The organism is Methanoculleus sp. (assembly GCF_020696975.1).
In the GTDB taxonomy this organism is placed as follows: Archaea; Halobacteriota; Methanomicrobia; order Methanomicrobiales; family Methanoculleaceae; genus Methanoculleus.
Genome location: NZ_JAJGBK010000020.1, coordinates 26,792 through 44,790 on the forward strand (window position 1 = coordinate 26,792; position 17,999 = coordinate 44,790).

Sequence of the window (17,999 nt, forward strand, 5' to 3'; positions counted from 1 at the left end):
AGCTCCGGCCCTTCAGCCCTTCGGCACTCTCGAAGACCTTCGGTCTTCTCACGGTCGCTTCCGCTCACGCTTCGAAGATTATAGCATGCTCCTAAGAATTACGATCATCTGCTGGCATGAGAGCCAATGCGATGTAACACAGCCCGATGACCGGCATCAGTATGAGCAAGTAAATAATCTCCAGTCCGGAGATAACAGCCCATGACGTCCGGAGCGGGAACAGAACAGCGCGAACTACGGCGTAACAACTGAAGACTGCGTAGATACTGATCAATGCCGGGATAATCATAACAACAGTGGCTGCAATCCGTTTTGACGCGGAATATGCCCCGAAAAAACCCACGGAGGTTATCGGGAGAAGCACGAGAGGAATATACAGGAATTCCATTATATACATTCCTCCAGAAATCATGACAAGTGGTCCTATGACGGTGATAACGATCAGGACGATGGTATGGGGAATTCCGAGGTACCATTTCTTTGATCTGTTCTGGATATTCTTCAGGACCAGAACTGTTCCCGCCAGGGATACGAAGCCGAAAGCAGTCGGAACAAGACCCCAGAACCAATTCATATTTGGCGGGACAGGTAGAGGGGGTCCCAATAAGACCAGAAGATAAAAGTTTACAAAGAAAAAGTAGATCGCTGAACTGCACAACAGCGGGATGGCGAGATTGTTCCTCATAACGTGCTCCTTAAATAATTGGATGCTTTTCAATCGGTAAGATTTATCGATCTATCGGATTTGTTGAATCCCCACCAGTTGGTTCTCGAAAGTCACACTCATGGGGCACTCCGAGACACGGCTTCCCCCCGGGTATCGCACCTGGTGGTGCGCAGGCCACCACGGTCCACTGTCGGGAGACATGCCGAGGGAAAAGGCCGATCCCGGGGACAAACCGGGTCAGCACCGCCCTCATCGGGGCAGGGAAAGACCGGAACAGGGTTTCAACAGAGCGGAGCTATCCGCTTCTTGAAGGGTGAAATGGCTGGAAATTGCCAAATTTGAAAAACTGCACAAAATCGTGAGCGCCGGGAGGGAGATTTGAACTCCCGAGGTGCCAGGCACCAGTGGCTTTCAAGGCCACCGCCTTCCCGGACTAGACTATCCCGGCTCGCCTTAACCTATTGGTCGTGGGACAAAAAAAGGTTGTTCATCCCCGTCGGGCGAGGACGACTACAACAAGCCCGAGGAGTGCCAGGGCCACCGGGAGTGGTGCAGCCTGGGCGGGGGTGGGGGTCGCGTCCCCGAAGAGAGCGGGCGCAGCCTGGCTCACCCTGACCGATTCGGCGTTCGCGGCCGAGATCTGGACCGTTCCGCTGTCGTTGTAACTCATGGGATAGACCTTGACATAGACCACGCCTCCCCGCGCCGCAAACTCTGCGGTCTCGGGTTCGAGCAGGCCTTTGTTGTTCACTTTATGGAACCGCTCATCCTCGTCGATGTACTCGACCACCCAGTCGATCCCGGCCGAGGTCGCGATCGTCACCGTGCCGCTCCGGGTATCGATCTCAAAGTATGCCGGGGCGGATCGTGTGGCGGGAGCACTGGCGGATATCCCCGGGGTCTCCGTGGGAGTCGGCGCACCGCTTACCACAAAGTCCCGGGTATCGATGTAGCCCCTGGTATCGGCGAAGGTGACCTTGTATGAGCCTCCGCTGGAGATGGGCACCGCCGTGCCGAATCCGCCGTTTGCATCAGTGCTGATGAACTCCGGCCCATAGACGATGAAACCGTCATGCTCTACCTGGATCTGCACGCCCGAACTGCCGATGCCGCTGACCGCCCCCTGGAGGTCGAGATATCCGTCGAAGTCCTGGTTGAGCGGGGAGTTCACCGTGAGACTTCCGGACCGGTCGACCAGGGTGACGATCTGCCGGATGGTCGAACTGCCGCCGAAGGTGGTCTGCGTGGGATCGATGAGCTCAATCGTGTACAATCCTGCAGCAAGACCGCTGGTCTCGAACGTCGCGGAGAACGACCCGTCCTGCTGCACGACGATCGTCTTGCGGTCCACTTCGCGCTTCGAGTGCTGGGCATAGTACAGGACAACCTCCGTGCTGAACCCGGGGTTGAGCGAAGGTTTTGTGAGCCCTTTCGTGATCGTGGTGCCCGTGACCTCGAGCGGTTCGCCGACGTTCACTGTCTGTGGAGCACTGATTGCGACGTACGCAGCTGATGCCGTACCAACAAGCAGCATCGCAGCGATGACCGTCAGCCATGCGATCCTTTTCATACCAGTACATCAACGAATATGAGGTATAATGCTATCCAAATCAATCGAGAAGCCGCTGGCGTCCTGGCGGGGGAAAGACCGTTACGATGGGCAGATCCTCGATACGCTGACGATAATCTTTCGGAGCGGCGGATGCTCCTGGAACCGGTGCCGTATGTGCGGCTACCGGCACGAACGCTACCTGGCCCTCCCCCGGGATGAGCTCGCCGACCGGCTGATCCGCCAGGTCCGCTGGGTGAAAGAGAACTTCCGGGACGAGGATTACCAGATGCTGAAGATCTTCACGTCAGGGAGTTTCTTCGATCCCGATGAGGTCCCCCTCGCCGCCCGGCGCGCAGTTGCGGAGGCGTTCCGGGGCAAACTCGTGATCGCCGAGACGCGGCCCGAATACGTCGACGCGGAGGCGCTCCGGGAGTTTCGGGAGGGTATCGATACCGGCGCCTGGTCTAGACCGCTCTCTATCGCCGTGGGCCTTGAGACCACGAACGACGCCATCCGGGAGAAAAGCATCGACAAAGGGTTCACATATGCCGACTTTCTCAGTGCCGCAGAGGTTGCACACACTGCAGGTGCCGGCGTCAAGGCCTACCTCTTGATGAAGCCGCCGTTCCTGACCGAGCGCGAGGCGCGTGACGACATGGTGCGCTCCATTAAGGACGTCGCTTCTATCGCGGACAGCATCTCCATGAACCTCTGCACCGTCCAGAGCAGGACCGAGGTCGAGCGCCTCTGGAACCAGCACGCCTATCGCCCGCCGTACCTCTGGAGCGTCCTTGACGTGCTGATCGGCTCCCCGGTGCATGTCCTCTGCGACCCTGTCGGCGGCGGGCAGGTCCGGGGGCCTCACAACTGCGGCGCCTGCGACGCCCCGATCGTGAAAGGGATCGGCGACTACTCGCTGACCGGGGATGTGGGGCTCCTGCGTGCCCTTGCGGAGACGGAGTGCGGGTGCAAAGAAGAGTGGGAGTTTGTGCTGGACCGGGAAGAGCCGTTCTGTATGCCGCTCACCCGCTAACACTTCTCCTGTTCTTCGAGTTGCTCACAGAGCAGCGGGAGGAACGTCCCGGCGTCGCTGACGACGCCGATGGCCTGCGTTGTGCCCCGGTCCATCAGTTTCGTCACCGATGCCGGGTTGATATCGACGCAGACGGTCTTGACGTACGAGGGAAGGCAGTTCCCGACGGCGATGGAGTGGAGGAGTGTTCCTACCATCAGCACCATCCCGACATCATGGATGTGGTGGCGCATGGCGTCCTGCGCTACGACGACATCCGTGATTGTATCGGGAAGCGGTCCGTCGTCACGGATGGAGCCGGCAAGCACGAACGGGATGCCCTTCTTCACGCATTCATACATGATCCCGCCGGTGACGACCCCCTGGTCGACCGCGTTCTTGATGGACCCGGCACGCATGATCTCGCTGATAGCGCGGATGTGGTGCTTGTGCCCGCCGGTGATGAGTGTGCCTGTCTTGACGTCCATCCCGAGCGACGTGCCGAAGAGGTTGGACTCGATATCGTGGGTGGCAAGCGCATTTCCTGCGAAGAGCACGTCGATATAGCCTTCGTGGATCATCCTGGCAAGGGCGTCGGCCGCTCCTGTGTGCACGATTGCCGGGCCGCCGACGAGCGCGATCTTCCCTCCCTTCTTCTTCAGCTTCAGGATCTCGCGGGCAATCTTTTCGATGATCGCCTCGCTCGGCCGTTCTGAAGAGACGGTGCCGTGCATGAACTCGAACGTGCTTACCTTCCGTGGCCGCTCGGGGTAGACTACCCGAACCCCTGCCTCGCTGACGACGACGGCGTCGCCGGCCTTGATCTTCGAGATCGGGGTGCAGAACGCCCGTTTTGCCTTCTCATCGACGACGATATGGCAATCCATCTCGATGCGCTCGACGGGCAGCCACTCATCCTGGTATTTCACGAAGGTCGGGTGGTTGGTCGTCGAGTAGAAGCCCTTGGGAAGGATCCGGTCGCCCTCTGCCGGTACGAGGGTGACGTCGTCGATCTCGGGGGAGCGTGCGCCGAGCCGGTGCAGCTCGGAGAGGATGGCGTCGAGCTGCCATTCGGTTGGTGCGGCCACCCGGAGCCGCGCATAACTTGTGTCCGTCTTCTGCTTCCCGACATTGAACGTGAGGATCTCGAATTCTCCCCCCATATCCATGATCCTGTCAAACACCAGGGTCATGATGCCTGAGTCGATGATATGGCCCTCTAGTTCGATTTCCCGGCAGCAATCCATGTATAGGGGTTGGTGATAGTCCGATAATACAGTTTCCCCGCATGTCTGCTCCCCCGGAACGCCACCTCTGCCACCGGTCTGCGACGACATTCCCCCCGGGGAGTATCGCCGTCCATTGTCTCCATTGGCGCAACGGCCGGCGGGTTGAATGAGCGCTACATCCGCGGTGCCGAGGGGGTGGGTTTTGAGAAGACCAAACGCCCTGGGTGAGATAACGGGACTTCTGCCATCAAATGGGGGAGATGCGGCGGTGCAGTGATTCCGGTAACGGTGTTATGGAGCCGGGCGCACCCCGGGTTTTATTCACTCCGCTTCCGGCAGAGGTACCCTTGCACCAGCGCCAGTTCCTCGCGCGTGTTGATGTTGAAGACGAGCCTCTGGTCGTGCAGGAGGAGCCGCAGTTCTTCCTCCGGGCCGTCGAGGCCTCCGGCCGTCAGGATGTTGATCCCGGCGGGGCAGGCCGGGATGCCGTCGATCACTTCCATATACTGCGTGCGGCAGCCGTGCTCTCGATAGAGCTCGCGGGGGACCCACGTGGAGCATGCCGGCACTCCTGCCCGGGACCAGGCGTCCTCGACGCCGGTGATGATCTCGGGCGCAAGGCAGGGGAGGTCGGATACGCAGGTAAAGAAGGGTGTTCCAGCCTCCGCGAGATCTATTGCCGCTGCACGGATATCCTCGACGTAACCGAGCCCTTCGGCCTCATACAGGGTGATCCCCTGTGCCCGGCACCAGTTCTTGGTGAACGGTGTCTTGTGCGAGGCGACCACGACCACATCGTGCCCCGCGGATGCGAAGGCGTCGATGACATACGAGAGCATCGGCTTAGCACAGATCGTGACCAGCGGCTTTTCGCCCATTCGGAGCCGCGATCCCTCTCCCCCGGCCATGATCAGGGCAAGCATGCTTCGAGCGCCTCGATGAGTTGTCTGTTCTCCTCGTGAGTCCGTACGGCCACCCGAATGTGGCGGGGAAGCCCGAACGACCGGCAGTCGCGGACGAGGATGCCGCGCGAGAAGAGCCGGTCGACAAGCACCTCCGCTTCCAGCGGGACCTCTATTAAGATATAATTTGCAGACGCAGGCTCATAGGTGAGGCCAAGTTCCTTCAGCCGGCCGGAGAGCCAGTCTCGCTCCATGGCGATTCTCTCCCGCGACTCTTCGAGTCTGTCATAGTGCCGGAAGGCCTCGATCGCGAACGACTCGGCGAACGCGTTGACCGTCCAGGGGAGGCGGACCGTCTCTATCCTCTCGATGAGTTCGGGCGTGCCGAACCCGTAGCCGAACCTGATGCCCGGCACAGCGAAGCTCTTTGTCAGGGAGCGCAGGACAAAGAGGTTCTCGTGCGAGACGTCGGCAAGGCTCTGACGCGGATCGGCGAGTTCGATGAAGGCTTCATCGAGGAAGAGGCAGGCTCCCTCTCCGGCGATTCCGTCAAGCAACTGGAGAACTTCCGGACGGGTATAAAGCCTTCCTGTAGGGTTGTTCGGATTGCAGAGGAACCGGACCGCTGCCCCACTCTCGCAGGTGACACACTGCGCACCGGCCAGCATGACTGCCATCTCGTACTCGGCAAACGTCGGCGGTTTGATGCAGGCGGCATCCCCATCCCCGAGCATGGCAAGACAGAACGCGCGGATCAGTTCGACGGATCCGTTGCCGACGGCGACCTCTGTCGCATCATGCCCGAACGTCCTGCCGATCACCTCTCTGAGCATCTCATACCGGTCGTCCGGGTAGTCTTTCAGCGTCGAAGGGTCCGGCATCCAGGGTATTTCCGGGGGGTAAGGATTAATATTAGCGCTAAAATCGAGTAATTCGCCTCTTGCCCGGTTGTGATGCCAGCGCACCCGACCGCCATGTTCCATCCTTCTGGGGAGGTTATCTCTCATATCTGTGGCAACTCTTTGAGGATACGTTGTCGGCTGCTATCCATAAAACCGTTATGTCGGGCAGCATTCCGTTTCAAAAGGTATTTATACCATACGGGTAGTATTATGGCTTATCTGATGCAGTCAGACAAAAAGATTGCGATTGTCTGACAAATGGCTGACTTCAGGCTGCCAAATGTCAGATATGAGTGATTGAGATGATGGATCGGATAACTATCAGATTGCCCCGGCAGCAGGTTGAGATGCTCGAGAGGCTGGTGGAGGCTGGCGAGTTCCCTACAGTATCGGAGGCTGTGCGGTACTCGGTCAGGGCGCTTCTTGAAAGGCATGGAAACCGTGTTCTACGCGAGGCCGACCAGATTTCATTCCAAGTTTAGGAGGTATGCAATGCAGACGATCATCAACGAGGCGTTGAAACACGCAGAACGTGAAAAGTACCTGAAGACGGACTCGGTTGAGGAAGACGATATCCTCGGCCAGCCACGGATTGTCATCGTAGGATGTGGTGGTGCAGGCAACAACACCATCAACCGCCTGTACCATATGCAGGTGAGCGGCGCGGAGACGATTGCGATCAATACGGACAAGCAGCACCTGGACATGATCCAGGCTGACAAGAGGGTGCTTGTCGGCAAATCGCTTACAAAAGGCCTTGGAGCCGGTGGGTTTCCGGACGTCGGCAGACGGGCGGCCGAGATGGCCCGGCCGACCCTTGAAGGTCTGCTCGCGGACGCTGACCTTGTCTTCATAACTGCCGGTATGGGTGGGGGCACCGGTACCGGAACCGCTCCGGTCGTCGCTCAGATCGCAAAAGAGCAGGGAGCGATCGTCGTCGGCATGGTCAGTTACCCGTTCCAGGTCGAGAAGGCACGGCTTCTCCGGGCAGAAGAGGGGCTTGAAGCGCTCTCCGCCTCTGCCGACTCGGTGATTGTGCTCGACAACAACCGTCTCATCAAGTACGTGCCGAACCTCCCGCTCGGCCAGGCATTCTCGGTCATGGACCAGCTCATCGCGGAGACCGTCAAGGGCATCAGCGAGACGATCACGGAGCCTTCGCTCATTAACATCGACTACGCAGACGTGCGTGCCATCATGAGCAAGGGTGGGGTCGCCGTGATGCTCGTCGGCGAGAGCAAACAGCAGAACAAGGCTGAGAGCGTCGTCCACGAGTGCCTCAACCACCCCCTGCTGGACATCGACTACCGGGGAGCGACAGGGAGCCTCATCCACATCACGGGCGGCAACGACCTGACCCTCCAGGACGCCGAAGAGATAGCAAGTTCACTGACCTACGAACTCGACCCCCATGCAGACGTCATCTGGGGAGCGCGGGTGAACAGCGATTACGAAGGAAGAGTTCGCGTCATGGCGGTCATGACCGGGGTTAAAAGTGCACAGATCCTCGGAAGCCACCGTGCCTACGAACCGGTGCCGCAGCGGTCCAGCGCACCTACCGGCAGGCGCATGGTCAGGGATGAAACGAGCGGGCATCTTATCGACTTCCTCTAATCCCCCCTATACTCTCTTTATATCTTTTCGCGTGGAATCGGTTCCCGGCAGCCTGCCCTCCGGCCCTCTACGAAATACTTAATAGTACAGATGACGTTTGAATTATAGACGTTCTTGTATAATCCCTCCAGCACGGGGTGTATTGTGCAGGGCGCAGAACCTGCGGGTCTGCGGTTGCCAAGTACCGGGGTTGAACACATGAGCAGACAGATGAATGACGGTCTCGATTGCGAGTCCGAGAAACGTCTTTTCTTGTGGAGTAGCCGCTACATAAGCCTCCGGTATCCCTGCAGCGCATGGAGCGGTCCTGCTGGTGGGGTATGAGACAGGTACCGAATATGAGGATTGGTAGAGAATGTTGAACGATCTGATTGAGAAGAGAAAAAAAGTCCTTGCGGAGTCTGAACAGCACAAAGACCGGCGCAACGAATTGAACGCGCTCGCCAGCAAAAACGCCCGGGAACGCAACGCCTTAAACACCCAGACCCGCGAATTCGTCGAGGAGGCGCAGCAGCATAAAGAGCAGCGGGATAAGATCAACGAGGACGTTCAGGCGCTGAAAGACCAGAGGAACGAGTACAACGACAAGGCCAACGCGCTCTTCGATGAGATAGAGGCCTTCAAGAAGGAGCACGGCAACCTCCGGAACCGGGGCATCAAGGAACTGCAGAAGCAGATCGAGCACCTGGAGTTCAAGCAGCAGACCGAGGTCTACAGCACCGACAAAGAGCGCGAACTGATCGAGAAGATCAAGCAGTTGAAGGCGGCGGCAAAGGATCAGGAGGCCGAGTTCGAGCAGAACAAGGAGATGCGGACGAAACTCACTGACGCGCGCGAGTTTCGGAGGCTGGCTTCCGAGATCCACAAGGAGGTCACCGAGAAGGCTGAGGCGGCCCAGCAGCACCACGACCTGATGGTGGAGGCATACCGGAAAGCCGATAAGTCTCGTGAGGAGGCTGACCTAGCCCACCAGCAGTTTGTTGAAGCCCAGGAGGCGGCGGATGAAGAGCACAAGCAGTTCATTGCCTGCCAGAAGGAACTCCGGGATTATGACAAGGTGATCTCGGGTCTGCGGAAGAAGACCAAGAAGACCAAAGTCACCAAGGAACAGAAGGCCGTCCGGAAAGAGGCGGAGCGCGTCTTCCAGCAGTTCCGTGACGGTGAGAAGATCACGACCGACGATCTGCTCCTGCTTCAGCGTGCAAAACTCATTTAATACTTTTTTCCACCTTCGCTGCAAATTATTTAATAGATCTGAGGCGATGTTCTATTGCATGGCAAAGGAGCGGACGCTTGTCCTCTGTGTCGATCGTGATGACGATCTCGGGTTTAAAGCCCGGGTTGAAGGTCCCATCGTAGGCAGAGAGGCATGCCTCCATGCGGCAACGTCCCTTGGTCTGGCCGACTCTGAAGACTCCGACGTCAACGCGATCTTCGAGACGATCAAACTCTATGACGAACTTGTCGGGAGGGGGGAAGAGGTTGCCGTCGCTGTCATATGCGGTAACCACATGAACCTGCTCGACGGGGACCGGCGGATAGCCTCCAGTCTCGACGCGATTCTCATGGCTACGAATGTCACCAACTGTATTCTGGTGACGGACGGCGCTGAGGACGAGTATGTCCTTCCGATCATCCAGTCCCGGGTGCCGGTCAGCAGCGTGCGGAGGGTCGTGGTCAACCAGATGCCGAACCTCGAAGGGACGTACTATATCCTCAAGCGGCTCCTGGATGACCCGAAGGTCTCAAAGCTCGTGCTCGTGCCGCTTGGTCTTGCCATGCTCCTCTACGCAGTGGGATACCTGCTGGGATACCCCGAAGGCGCAACCATCGTCGTTGTCGGTGTCGTCGGCACCTACCTGCTCTTCAAGGGCATGGGGATCGACGAGGTCTTCGGTTACCTGATCGGATCGCTACGAACGTCGCTGCATGGCGGCAGATTCACCTTCGTCTCGTACATCACTGCAATACTGCTGGGGATCGTCGGGGTTATCCTCGGGCTGACGAGTCTTTTAGAATACTATACCTCTTTCGGTCTCTTCTTCCAGATCCTGGCGTTTATATACGGCGCCATTGCCTGGTTCACTGCCGCCGGCCTCGTCGCATCGGTGGGAAAGATCATCGATGTCTTCTTAAACGAACGAGAGGCGATCCGGCGGGTGGTCGCCCTGCCGTTCTTTGTGCTTGCCATAGGAGCCATCGCCTACGGGGCAAGCATCTACATCCTCTCGATCAGCGAGATCCCCGGATTCCCGATCGCGGACGATGTCGGTGTGAGATACATCATCTTCGCCACCATCGGTGGACTCTTCTGCGCCTTCCTCGGCGTCTACCTCCAGTCGCTCCTCGGGCGGTGGGGGGATGAGCGTGAGCTGGTTGCGCTGAAGAGAGGGGCATGAGTCAACCCCTTATTTCTCAACGACGTAGCGGATGAAGCGTTTCGGCCCGATACTGACGATATTAAGGAGCATCGCAAGGATATGGATGGGGCTCAGGCGGTACTTTCCCATCTCGCGGTACCGCCGCAGCGATGCAATGATGGGGCGGTCAACCTGGACGAGCCTCCGCGAGGGCTGGTACGATCTCGTACTGCACGGGCTCCCGGCCACAAACGCAGCCGGGAAGTGAGCCGCGGTCATACCGCTGCCTCTCCAGAAAGATTGTATTCCCTACAGGCTGTTTTGAGAATGCCGATGTCCCGTCAAGGACGCTCTAACGCTGTACTCGGGATACCTACAGGTAACGCCGGGATGTCGCCTCCGCAGGCCGACGCACAGATGACCGTTCTCCAGGGTTAAGCGAAGTATCCAAGACCCTCGGGGAAGTCACTGATATTCTCGTAGTGTCTGGTATCCTGCGGGGTGATGATGGTGAGCGAGGGAATAGTCACGCCGAACCGGTGTGCAGGGAACCAGTATGACCCCTGCCCGTAGTCTTCCGACGCGTTGTCCACGTATACTTCGATGCGGGCGAGATCGAGACGCTCAACCCTTGCGTCGTTGAAGTTCAGTACATTCAGCGCCTTCTGTTTCAGGTCGGCTTTTCCAAGGAGGAGTACGAGGAGACCGATGCCCCCGTCGATCGTATAGTTCATGGTGATGAGGGCATCCCCCTTCTCCAGCTGGATGGTGACATCTTTGACCGTGATGTAACTGTATCGCCCCTCCCCTCCTGCCGCTACAGGAACGATGAGAGCGGAGATCAGCATCAGCACCATGCCGAGCGTCACCCATTTCATACTACAATAATTATAGAAGGGGTCATAAAACCTTTATGGTCAATCCTGGGCCTGAGAGGCATTATACGAGAATATCGCCCGGATCGCCCTCAAAAGGACGGGTTTTAGGGTACCCTTGCAACCTGTAGCGCGGCAGCGGGTATCCCGGTGTGGTTTAGGACGGCCTGAACTGGACGAGGAGCGGGGGAAAACCGCTCGCCGTCGTCTTCAAAAGCACGTTAAAATTGGTGATGTAAGATCTCACTTTGCATGAGCGAGAACGATCTCGATACTTGAGACGTTCGTCTTCCCCGTATCGGTGTCAATCATCTCGGTCGATGTGAAGATCTCTTTCTTGTTCACGTTCTCTAAGAATCGGTTGAGTGCGATCTCTGCCGTATCGACTGCGCGTGAGATCGCCTTCCCCCGGGCCTTGATCGCGACCTCCTCTGCTCCGTTGTTGAACTGGGTGACCACCGCGAGCACGTAATTCATGACTGGTTTGTTTCCAACGAATACTGTGTTATCCTTTATCATTAGCCCACCTCGTCTAAAGATACTTCCTCGAGTATATCAGTTCTGCGTTGAGGACGGATGCGCCTGCAGCCCCACGGATGGTGTTGTGCCCGAGCGCAACGAACCGCAACCCTTCCCGAATTCTCCCGACAGAGACGGTCATGCCCCGCCCCCGGTTACGGTCAAGCCGTGGCTGCGGACGGTCATTCTGGTCGAGGAGCTCAATTGCCTTTGCCGGCTGTAAGGGTAGATTGCTTAAGGGTGACTTAAAGGTTGCGTAAACTTTTTTCACCTCATCGACTGGCTCCTTCACGTCGACCCAGACTGCAATGGTGTGCCCGTCGATGACGGGAACTCGGTGACAGCTCGCGCTCACGCGGAACGGAGCTGGGATCACCTCGGAGCCGTTGAACGTTCCCATGATCTTGATCGTCTCCGTCTCTATCTTCTCCTCCTCGGAGCCGATGTAGGGGACAACGTTGTCGTAGATGTCCATGGCGGAGACGCCGCTAAACCCGCCTCCCGAGATTGCCTGCATGGTTGCGGCACGAACATCGTGGAACTCGAACGATCTGAGGGGTGCAAGGGCCAGTGCAAGGACGATCGTGGAGCAGTTCGGGTTGGTCACAATGAACCCCCCACGCCCGCGGTCCCGCTGGACGTCGATCAGCCCCAGGTGATCCGGGTTGACCTCAGGGATCACCAGCGGGACGTCGGGGTCCATGCGATGCGACCGGGCGTTGCTGCAGACACCGATGCCTGCGTCGGCGATCGCGGTCTCAAGAGGCGTTGCCACATCCGCGGGCAGTGCCGAGAAGACAAGGTCACAGTCTTTGACGCTCTCGACGGTTGTGGGAGTGACGACAATATCACTGACGCTCTCCGGGTACGGCGCATCCAGGCGCCAGTTGACCACCCTGCCATACGGTTTTCCTGCACTCCGTTCAGAAGCGGTGAGAGCCTTGAGATGAAACCAGGGATGATCCGCTAAAAGCTGAACGAAGCGCTGTCCCACCGCACCTGTGGCACCAAGCACTCCTACATTAATCATAGACAAAATATCTGTAGTGTAGGTGGTATTAAAAGAGATGGTTTTTTATTCCATCGATATTGCTTCAGACGGGCACTCGTCGACGCAGGTCTCGCAATCGACGCAGAGATCGACGTCTATCTTTGCCTTGCCGTCTTCCATCTGAATCGCGGAAGCCGGACAGATGTCCACACAGGTCTCACAGGCGGTACACTTCTCAATATCAACAATTGCTGGCACTTTTTCTCCTCCAAATTACGCTACGAGTATATCAACATAATTTACAAGGGTATCAAAAATAAGTTTTGCTTCTCCAGATGGAACGGGCGCACCACTCACAGTCCAAGGACTTCCTGCATGGAGTGGATGCGTGGCTCCTTTCCGGAGACCCACCGGGCGGCCCGGACCGCGCCCTGCGCGAAGATTGCCCGGTCGTAGGCCCTATGAGAGATCTCGATGCACTCAAAGTTTCCTGCGAAGAGGACCGCATGATCGCCGACGATATCGCCGCCGCGGATGACGTGCACCCCGATCTCATCCTTCCGCTCGGTCTCGCCGACGCGGCCGTAGGCTTTCTCGCGGTTCCCGAGTTCCTGGTCAAGGATCTCGAGGATGGTCTTTGCCGTGCCGCTCGGGGCATCCTTCTTGTGGCGGTGGTGGGCCTCGGTGACCTCGATATCGTAGTCGCCAAGCTCGCGGGCGGCCTCCCGCACGAGTTTCCAGAAGATATTGACGCCGACAGAGAAGTTGCTCGATATCACCGCGGGGACGTTTCCTTCGACGGCGGCCCGGATTGCTTCCCGCTGTTCGGGGGAGAACCCTGTCGTCCCGACGATGAGCGCCACGTTGTTCCTGGCTGCCGCCTTGATGTTCTCGACCGCAGCGGCGGCAACGGTGAAGTCGATGAGGACGTCGGGCTTCTTCTCTTTCAGGAACTCATCGATCCGGTCAGCAACGACCACTTCCTTCCCAAAGATCGCCCCTTCCCGTATGTCGATGCCACCAACGAGTTCCATATCCGGGGCTTCAACGACGATCCGGCCGATGTTGGTCCCCATGCGGCCCAGGGCCCCGGCGATGACGACTTTAATCATAGTTTGCCAGCACCTTTCTCAGTTGTTCCGTCTTCTGTCCGTCCAATTCGTCGAGCGGGAGCCGCACGGGACCCGCGGCCATGCCGAGGAGTTCCACTGCTTTCTTCACGGGGATGGGGTTTGTGTCAATAAACATCGCCCGCATAAGGGGAGCGAGCTCGTAGTGCAGGTCATCTGCGCGGGCAAGGTCGCCTGCCCGGAAGGCTTCGTACATCTGCACCATCCGGCCGGGGTCGACGTTTGCGGCAACCGAGATCACGCCCGCTCCCCCCAGGGCAAGGACGGGGAGTGTCATGGCATCGTCCCCGGAGAGCACGATGAAGTCCTCGTCCCGGGTCTCTTCGATGATGCGGGAGATCTGGGTGATGTCGCCGCTGGCCTCCTTGATCCCGACGATGTTCGGGTGTCTCGCCAGTTCCGCCACCAGGTCGGGCTGGAGGTTCTGCCCCGTCCGGCCGGGGACGTTGTAGAGGATGATCGGGAGATCAAGGTCGGCGAGGCTCGTGAAATGCTTGATGAGCCCGGAGCGGTTCGGCTTGTTGTAGTACGGGCTGATGACGAGAGCCCCGTCGGCACCCACATCCTTTGCCGACCGGGTCAGGCGGATCGCCTCGGCGGTGTTGTTCGACCCGGTCCCGGCGAGCACCGGCACCCGTCCGTTGACAACCTCGACGGCCTCTCCGATCACCTGTTCGTGCTCCTCGAACGTGAGCGTCGCGGACTCCCCGGTCGACCCGCAGGGCACGATACCGTGGACTCCACGTTGAAGCAATGACTCAATGTTGGACCGTAATCCTTCAAGATCGAGACTCGACCCGGAGTCCCGGTGAAAAGGAGTAATGATTGCCGGAAGGATTCCCTCAAACATATAGTGAGGTTTACCGCTTCCTGGTATTTATCTTTCTTGAGATGTATCCGGCGACCCTGTTCCGGACGTACTTGCTCTCGATTACGGCAACTTCGGAGACAGCGTGTTTGTTCTCTTCAAAGTCTCCGCTGAACCGATCACGGTGCTTGACGATGAGTTCCTCGCCGAGGTTCTTGATATACGATGGTTTAATTCCCATGTGGACCTTCCCTTACAATTGTGCATAGGTAATGCGATTTGACAGTTTAAGAATATTTTGTGCGACCATGACCGGATCCTCCGCAAAGACCCGGATCATCGGCTCGATTCCCATGGCCCCCCGGTCGTAGATGACGTCGGGCACGCCTTCCTTACAGCAGGAGGCGATACCCCAGTCCATCGTCTCCACACCCGGCGGCTCTTTTGCCCGGTCAAAGGAGCAGACCTCGAAGAGGAGGTTTTCGAGCTCCGGGAGGAGCGCCTCGGAGAAGCGGATGTTTGCCGCGCTCCGGACGCGGGAGTCAAAGCGCATGGCCGTGAGAACGGTCCGGGCTACGTTGCTGCTTGCGCCGAACGCGATCTTCCCGACGGGGTGGACCGTATCGCCGAGCCTCACGATCCGGCCGAGGATTCCGGCCACGTCGTCCTTGCTCCGCGCGTCGGGCAGGGCGTAGACGATGTTCATTCCGACCTCCGGGATGAGCCGGGCGTCCATCCGTTCGGCAAGGAGCATTACCGCCTCGTTCAGGCGGTCGATCACCCTCCCGCGCTCTTCGTCTGTCATGGTCGTACCCCTCAATCCTCGCGCCATATATGGGTTATGCTCAGGCGAGATCGAGCTCGCCACGAACCTCCGTGAGCCCGTCTATTGCGAGGCGGTAGAACGTCTCCGTCTCCATAAGAGCCTCGATCATCCGGATCCTCTGCCGCTCGCACCCGGCGGCAAACGACTTCTCCTTGAACTTCTTCTTCACCGTCCGGGGCGTGACCTCGCCGATCGCCCCGCCCTTCACCAGGGCGCAGGCGATGATCAGGCCCGAGACGCTGTCCGCCGCCTGGAGCGCGATCTCGACCGGGCGTTCGTAATCGGAGGTGAGCATATGGTTGTGGCGTCTGACAATCTCCGCGATCTCCTCTGAGACGCCGTTCTCGACGAGGATCCGGGCGCCTTCGATGCCGTGCCGGTCCATATCTCCGCCGACGAGGTCGTAGTCGATGTCGTGCAGAAGGCCGATGATCTCCCACGTCGGAGCATCCTCGCCGAGGTGCTCTGCGACCTTCTTCATGATCGCCGCCGTGGCATGGCTGTGTACGATATGCGACGGCGACGCCACGTAGCGCCGGAGCAAGGCCAGTGCCTCGTCTCTCTCCATGCGGGAAGGGTTATCGACCGCGGGGTATAAGGTTGTGGGTCTTCTGCATCGGCCCGGAAGCCAGGCCGGGGATAGAGATATACCTGCTCGTATCCCACCTCTGTGCATGAATCTACGGGTCCTTGAGGTGCTGGCCGCGCTCGGATGCCTTGTACTGTTTATCCTGCTGCTGGTAATGCTGCCCGGGCTGATGGCGGGGATGGAAGGGTTGTCGTATGTCATGGCGCTGGTCGTCTTTATCGCCGTGCTCAGCACCGCGGGTTATATGATCGACAAAGTGACCGCCTGAGCGGTCCCGGTCAGTATCTTTTCGTTGAGCAACTTCTTCGTGCGGCACATTCTTAGAATGTCAACTCCTCCATAGGTGGAGTCGCAGACCGCACCCTGCGGGTTGGGGCGGTCTCCTCATTTCAGCTGCGTACCCACGTAGGTCTCCGGCACCTGGATCTTTACGTGGTAGGCATCGATGCACCGGGTATTGATGACGAAGTAGTAGTCGCGATATCCCTCGTAGAACGTGCTCGTCCACTGTTCCTTCCTGCGGTCGGGCTCGTCCTTCATCCCCCTGAAGTCGGGGAAGTTGAGGGTGAAGATCCGGACGAACCGGTTGGGGTCCTGTGCGTCCATGACCTGGCAGTTGAAGAACGGGATCTCGTCGTTTGATGTCGTGACGTCGGAGTAGTCGAGCCGCCAGATGGGGGATGGGACCCGGACGATCCCGGTCGTCCCCGAATACTGCCCGTCGATCGTCGCGTAGGTCACCCACCGGGTGGTGCCGGGCATGGTCCCCGGCGGCGGGGTGGTCAGGTTCCGGTGGACCGTCTCTCCGGTCGGGACCTGATAGGTCGCGGGGTCGACAAACTTGATCCCCTGCGGCTTCCCGTCCCAGGTGGGGACCGGGGTGGGGGTCGGCACCGTGGTCGCGGGGGGCACCGTGGGCGTCCACGCCGGGGTAAGCGTCGGCTCCGGCTCTTCGGTGCCCCATGGTCCCGGGAGTTCGCCGGTCGCCGCCGGCTTGATCACCAGGGCTACCAGGAGGACGACCGCGATAGCCAGAACAACGTATATGAAATCCTGTTTCTCAGCCATACTCTGTTCCTGCCTCTCTTAAGATAAGTCCCGTCTGTGCGGCCCTGCCCTGTCCTTTACCCTCCGTAGCGGGGGGACCGGGGGATAAATTCCGCGGAGAAATATTATTTCCCCATTCCGGCGCATAACGGAACCTATTTTTCTCTTCCATTAGGTTTGCACTTCCGGATAAAAATACTTGTCTAAAGTCTCACGAGGCCGACAAATGCCTCCTTATGTCGATTCATTCCTCAAATAACACTGTGAAAAACCTTCATTAGATTAGATAGTTTATTATACTAGTTAATGCATATACTTCAAAGAACCGTATTGATCTGGATGAATGTTTCATCCAGGCTCGGTAAATGGAGGAAACGTTTTATGAGTAAAATGGTGAGAAATGAAGATGCGTTCACCGGTCTTGAAGCCGCGATCGTCCTGATCGCGTTCATCGTCGTGGCCGCAGTCTTCTCGTACGTCATTCTCGGCGCCGGGTTCTTCACAACCCAGAAGAGCCAGGAAGTCGTCCACACCGGTGTGGCTCAGACGAGCTCGACGCTCGAGATATCCGGGCCGGTCATCGCTCAGGCATCGAGTACGGCCAACCTCGGCAATGTACAGTTCTACCTGCAGATTGCGGCCGGCGGAACGTCGGTCGACATGAGGAAAGTAACCTACACGGTAGCGACAACGGAGCACATCGTAACCTACGTCGATCAGGATGGTACCGGTACCCACAAGGTAATACGGACCCCGGTCGGGCAACAGGTCACCGACGACCATATGCTCGAGAAGCACGAGATGGTCATGATCACGATCCCGCTGACCGGGGCCGATGAGTTTGTGGGTGATAATATACTCACGCCGAACACCCCGTTCAACATCGATATCAAGCCGGATATCGGTGCCGCACTCGGGATGACGAAGGTCGTGCCCCCGTCGTTGCTTAAAGACCGCAGCTACGAGCTGTACTGAG

Annotated in this window: 23 protein-coding genes and 1 tRNA gene; 7 read left to right on the top strand and 17 right to left on the bottom strand. The window is 58.4% G+C overall.

The genetic code is table 11. The features are described from left to right. Positions 1 to 91: 91 nt before the first annotated feature. From QZ650_RS05195 to QZ650_RS05205, 3 genes are all read right to left on the bottom strand, one after another. Positions 92 to 685 (bottom strand): hypothetical protein, encoded by a 594-nt coding sequence (locus tag QZ650_RS05195; RefSeq protein ID WP_292520742.1) that lies wholly within the window; start codon positions 683 to 685, stop codon positions 92 to 94. A gap of 345 nt (positions 686 to 1,030) precedes the next feature. Next, positions 1,031 to 1,115: transfer RNA gene (locus QZ650_RS05200), tRNA-Ser, on the bottom strand. Between the two features lie 39 nt (positions 1,116 to 1,154). Beyond that, on the bottom strand, positions 1,155 to 2,237 hold the full coding sequence (locus tag QZ650_RS05205; protein WP_292520741.1) for a hypothetical protein: 1,083 nt from the start codon (positions 2,235 to 2,237) through the stop codon (positions 1,155 to 1,157). Between the two features lie 28 nt (positions 2,238 to 2,265). Between QZ650_RS05205 and QZ650_RS05210 the strand changes: the two genes are divergently transcribed. Further along, complete coding sequence (locus tag QZ650_RS05210) at positions 2,266 to 3,252, top strand: archaeosine biosynthesis radical SAM protein RaSEA (protein WP_292520739.1); 987 nt, start codon at positions 2,266 to 2,268, stop codon at positions 3,250 to 3,252. Here the strand turns inward: QZ650_RS05210 and QZ650_RS05215 are convergent. From QZ650_RS05215 to QZ650_RS05225, 3 genes are all read right to left on the bottom strand, one after another. Beyond that, positions 3,249 to 4,478, bottom strand: a complete 1,230-nt coding sequence (locus tag QZ650_RS05215; protein WP_292520737.1) for a TIGR00300 family protein — start codon at positions 4,476 to 4,478, stop codon at positions 3,249 to 3,251. The two genes, QZ650_RS05210 and QZ650_RS05215, sit on opposite strands and share 4 nt — an antisense overlap. Positions 4,479 to 4,777: 299 nt before the next feature. Next, on the bottom strand, positions 4,778 to 5,383 hold the full coding sequence (locus QZ650_RS05220) for an NTP transferase domain-containing protein (RefSeq protein WP_292520736.1): 606 nt from the start codon (positions 5,381 to 5,383) through the stop codon (positions 4,778 to 4,780). Continuing rightward, on the bottom strand, positions 5,371 to 6,243 hold the full coding sequence (locus QZ650_RS05225; RefSeq protein WP_292520734.1) for a histidinol-phosphate transaminase: 873 nt from the start codon (positions 6,241 to 6,243) through the stop codon (positions 5,371 to 5,373). The genes QZ650_RS05220 and QZ650_RS05225 overlap by 13 nt, the downstream gene beginning before the upstream one ends. 323 nt (positions 6,244 to 6,566) lie before the next feature. Between QZ650_RS05225 and QZ650_RS05230 the strand changes: the two genes are divergently transcribed. From QZ650_RS05230 to QZ650_RS05245, 4 genes are all read left to right on the top strand, one after another. After that, a complete protein-coding gene (locus QZ650_RS05230; protein WP_066954444.1) occupies positions 6,567 to 6,746 on the top strand; it encodes a type II toxin-antitoxin system ParD family antitoxin in 180 nt (59 codons plus the stop codon). 10 nt (positions 6,747 to 6,756) lie between these two features. Continuing rightward, a complete protein-coding gene (gene ftsZ / locus QZ650_RS05235) occupies positions 6,757 to 7,878 on the top strand; it encodes a cell division protein FtsZ (RefSeq protein WP_292520732.1) in 1,122 nt (373 codons plus the stop codon). A 355-nt stretch (positions 7,879 to 8,233) separates the two neighbouring features. After that, positions 8,234 to 9,094, top strand: a complete 861-nt coding sequence (locus tag QZ650_RS05240; protein WP_292520730.1) for a phosphoserine phosphatase — start codon at positions 8,234 to 8,236, stop codon at positions 9,092 to 9,094. A gap of 58 nt (positions 9,095 to 9,152) precedes the next feature. Further along, positions 9,153 to 10,277: a DUF373 family protein gene (locus QZ650_RS05245; protein ID WP_292520728.1), complete on the top strand. Its 1,125-nt coding sequence runs from the start codon at positions 9,153 to 9,155 to the stop codon at positions 10,275 to 10,277. A gap of 9 nt (positions 10,278 to 10,286) precedes the next feature. Here QZ650_RS05245 and QZ650_RS05250 read toward each other — a convergent pair whose 3' ends face one another. The 10 genes from QZ650_RS05250 to QZ650_RS05295 form a co-directional block, all read right to left on the bottom strand. Beyond that, positions 10,287 to 10,517, bottom strand: coding sequence for a hypothetical protein (locus QZ650_RS05250; protein ID WP_292520726.1), 231 nt, complete (start codon positions 10,515 to 10,517; stop codon positions 10,287 to 10,289). A gap of 155 nt (positions 10,518 to 10,672) precedes the next feature. Continuing rightward, positions 10,673 to 11,116, bottom strand: a complete 444-nt coding sequence (locus QZ650_RS05255; RefSeq protein ID WP_292520724.1) for a hypothetical protein — start codon at positions 11,114 to 11,116, stop codon at positions 10,673 to 10,675. Between the two features lie 240 nt (positions 11,117 to 11,356). Next, the gene (gene albA / locus QZ650_RS05260; RefSeq protein ID WP_292520722.1) at positions 11,357 to 11,632 is read right to left on the bottom strand and encodes a DNA-binding protein Alba; all 276 of its coding nucleotides are present in this window, start codon (positions 11,630 to 11,632) and stop codon (positions 11,357 to 11,359) included. Positions 11,633 to 11,645: 13 nt separating this feature from the next. Then, entirely contained in the window at positions 11,646 to 12,662 is a 1,017-nt protein-coding gene (asd, locus tag QZ650_RS05265; protein ID WP_292520720.1) for an aspartate-semialdehyde dehydrogenase, read from the bottom strand. 45 nt (positions 12,663 to 12,707) lie between these two features. Further along, positions 12,708 to 12,881 carry a 4Fe-4S binding protein gene (locus QZ650_RS05270; RefSeq protein ID WP_292520718.1) on the bottom strand — a complete coding sequence of 58 codons (174 nt, stop codon included), beginning with the start codon at positions 12,879 to 12,881 and terminating at the stop codon, positions 12,708 to 12,710. A 95-nt stretch (positions 12,882 to 12,976) separates the two neighbouring features. Further along, the gene (gene dapB / locus QZ650_RS05275; RefSeq protein WP_292520716.1) at positions 12,977 to 13,735 is read right to left on the bottom strand and encodes a 4-hydroxy-tetrahydrodipicolinate reductase; all 759 of its coding nucleotides are present in this window, start codon (positions 13,733 to 13,735) and stop codon (positions 12,977 to 12,979) included. Continuing rightward, complete coding sequence (dapA, locus tag QZ650_RS05280; protein WP_292520714.1) at positions 13,728 to 14,603, bottom strand: 4-hydroxy-tetrahydrodipicolinate synthase; 876 nt, start codon at positions 14,601 to 14,603, stop codon at positions 13,728 to 13,730. The genes dapB and dapA overlap by 8 nt, the downstream gene beginning before the upstream one ends. A 10-nt stretch (positions 14,604 to 14,613) precedes the next feature. Next, positions 14,614 to 14,802, bottom strand: a complete 189-nt coding sequence (locus QZ650_RS05285) for a 30S ribosomal protein S17e (RefSeq protein WP_292520712.1) — start codon at positions 14,800 to 14,802, stop codon at positions 14,614 to 14,616. Between the two features lie 12 nt (positions 14,803 to 14,814). Continuing rightward, positions 14,815 to 15,366, bottom strand: a complete 552-nt coding sequence (locus tag QZ650_RS05290) for a thiamine-phosphate synthase family protein (protein ID WP_292520710.1) — start codon at positions 15,364 to 15,366, stop codon at positions 14,815 to 14,817. Positions 15,367 to 15,406: 40 nt separating this feature from the next. Then, positions 15,407 to 15,955 carry an HD domain-containing protein gene (locus tag QZ650_RS05295; protein ID WP_292520708.1) on the bottom strand — a complete coding sequence of 183 codons (549 nt, stop codon included), beginning with the start codon at positions 15,953 to 15,955 and terminating at the stop codon, positions 15,407 to 15,409. A 106-nt stretch (positions 15,956 to 16,061) separates the two neighbouring features. Here QZ650_RS05295 and QZ650_RS05300 point away from each other — a divergent pair, with 106 nt between their 5' ends. Then, the gene (locus tag QZ650_RS05300; protein ID WP_292520706.1) at positions 16,062 to 16,244 is read left to right on the top strand and encodes a hypothetical protein; all 183 of its coding nucleotides are present in this window, start codon (positions 16,062 to 16,064) and stop codon (positions 16,242 to 16,244) included. A 116-nt stretch (positions 16,245 to 16,360) separates the two neighbouring features. Here QZ650_RS05300 and QZ650_RS05305 read toward each other — a convergent pair whose 3' ends face one another. Then, the gene (locus QZ650_RS05305; RefSeq protein WP_292520705.1) at positions 16,361 to 17,044 is read right to left on the bottom strand and encodes a hypothetical protein; all 684 of its coding nucleotides are present in this window, start codon (positions 17,042 to 17,044) and stop codon (positions 16,361 to 16,363) included. Between the two features lie 369 nt (positions 17,045 to 17,413). Here QZ650_RS05305 and QZ650_RS05310 point away from each other — a divergent pair, with 369 nt between their 5' ends. After that, complete coding sequence (locus QZ650_RS05310) at positions 17,414 to 17,998, top strand: archaellin/type IV pilin N-terminal domain-containing protein (RefSeq protein ID WP_366829845.1); 585 nt, start codon at positions 17,414 to 17,416, stop codon at positions 17,996 to 17,998. The last annotated feature ends 1 nt before the right edge of the window (position 17,999 follow it).

Bases quoted from the DNA above. Each gene is read 5' to 3' on its own strand.
- QZ650_RS05195 (WP_292520742.1), bottom strand. From the start codon at position 685: ATGAGGAACAATCTCGCCATCCCGCTGTTGTGCAGTTCAGCGATCTAC.
- QZ650_RS05205 (WP_292520741.1), bottom strand. From the start codon at position 2,237: ATGAAAAGGATCGCATGGCTGACGGTCATCGCTGCGATGCTGCTTGTT.
- QZ650_RS05210 (WP_292520739.1), top strand. From the start codon at position 2,266: ATGCTATCCAAATCAATCGAGAAGCCGCTGGCGTCCTGGCGGGGGAAA.
- QZ650_RS05215 (WP_292520737.1), bottom strand. From the start codon at position 4,478: ATGGATTGCTGCCGGGAAATCGAACTAGAGGGCCATATCATCGACTCA.
- QZ650_RS05220 (WP_292520736.1), bottom strand. From the start codon at position 5,383: ATGCTTGCCCTGATCATGGCCGGGGGAGAGGGATCGCGGCTCCGAATG.
- QZ650_RS05225 (WP_292520734.1), bottom strand. From the start codon at position 6,243: ATGCCGGACCCTTCGACGCTGAAAGACTACCCGGACGACCGGTATGAG.
- QZ650_RS05230 (WP_066954444.1), top strand. From the start codon at position 6,567: ATGATGGATCGGATAACTATCAGATTGCCCCGGCAGCAGGTTGAGATG.
- ftsZ (WP_292520732.1), top strand. From the start codon at position 6,757: ATGCAGACGATCATCAACGAGGCGTTGAAACACGCAGAACGTGAAAAG.
- QZ650_RS05240 (WP_292520730.1), top strand. From the start codon at position 8,234: ATGTTGAACGATCTGATTGAGAAGAGAAAAAAAGTCCTTGCGGAGTCT.
- QZ650_RS05245 (WP_292520728.1), top strand. From the start codon at position 9,153: ATGGCAAAGGAGCGGACGCTTGTCCTCTGTGTCGATCGTGATGACGAT.
- QZ650_RS05250 (WP_292520726.1), bottom strand. From the start codon at position 10,517: ATGACCGCGGCTCACTTCCCGGCTGCGTTTGTGGCCGGGAGCCCGTGC.
- QZ650_RS05255 (WP_292520724.1), bottom strand. From the start codon at position 11,116: ATGAAATGGGTGACGCTCGGCATGGTGCTGATGCTGATCTCCGCTCTC.
- albA (WP_292520722.1), bottom strand. From the start codon at position 11,632: ATGATAAAGGATAACACAGTATTCGTTGGAAACAAACCAGTCATGAAT.
- asd (WP_292520720.1), bottom strand. From the start codon at position 12,662: ATGATTAATGTAGGAGTGCTTGGTGCCACAGGTGCGGTGGGACAGCGC.
- dapB (WP_292520716.1), bottom strand. From the start codon at position 13,735: ATGATTAAAGTCGTCATCGCCGGGGCCCTGGGCCGCATGGGGACCAAC.
- dapA (WP_292520714.1), bottom strand. From the start codon at position 14,603: ATGTTTGAGGGAATCCTTCCGGCAATCATTACTCCTTTTCACCGGGAC.
- QZ650_RS05285 (WP_292520712.1), bottom strand. From the start codon at position 14,802: ATGGGAATTAAACCATCGTATATCAAGAACCTCGGCGAGGAACTCATC.
- QZ650_RS05290 (WP_292520710.1), bottom strand. From the start codon at position 15,366: ATGACAGACGAAGAGCGCGGGAGGGTGATCGACCGCCTGAACGAGGCG.
- QZ650_RS05295 (WP_292520708.1), bottom strand. From the start codon at position 15,955: ATGGAGAGAGACGAGGCACTGGCCTTGCTCCGGCGCTACGTGGCGTCG.
- QZ650_RS05300 (WP_292520706.1), top strand. From the start codon at position 16,062: ATGAATCTACGGGTCCTTGAGGTGCTGGCCGCGCTCGGATGCCTTGTA.
- QZ650_RS05305 (WP_292520705.1), bottom strand. From the start codon at position 17,044: ATGGCTGAGAAACAGGATTTCATATACGTTGTTCTGGCTATCGCGGTC.
- QZ650_RS05310 (WP_366829845.1), top strand. From the start codon at position 17,414: ATGGTGAGAAATGAAGATGCGTTCACCGGTCTTGAAGCCGCGATCGTC.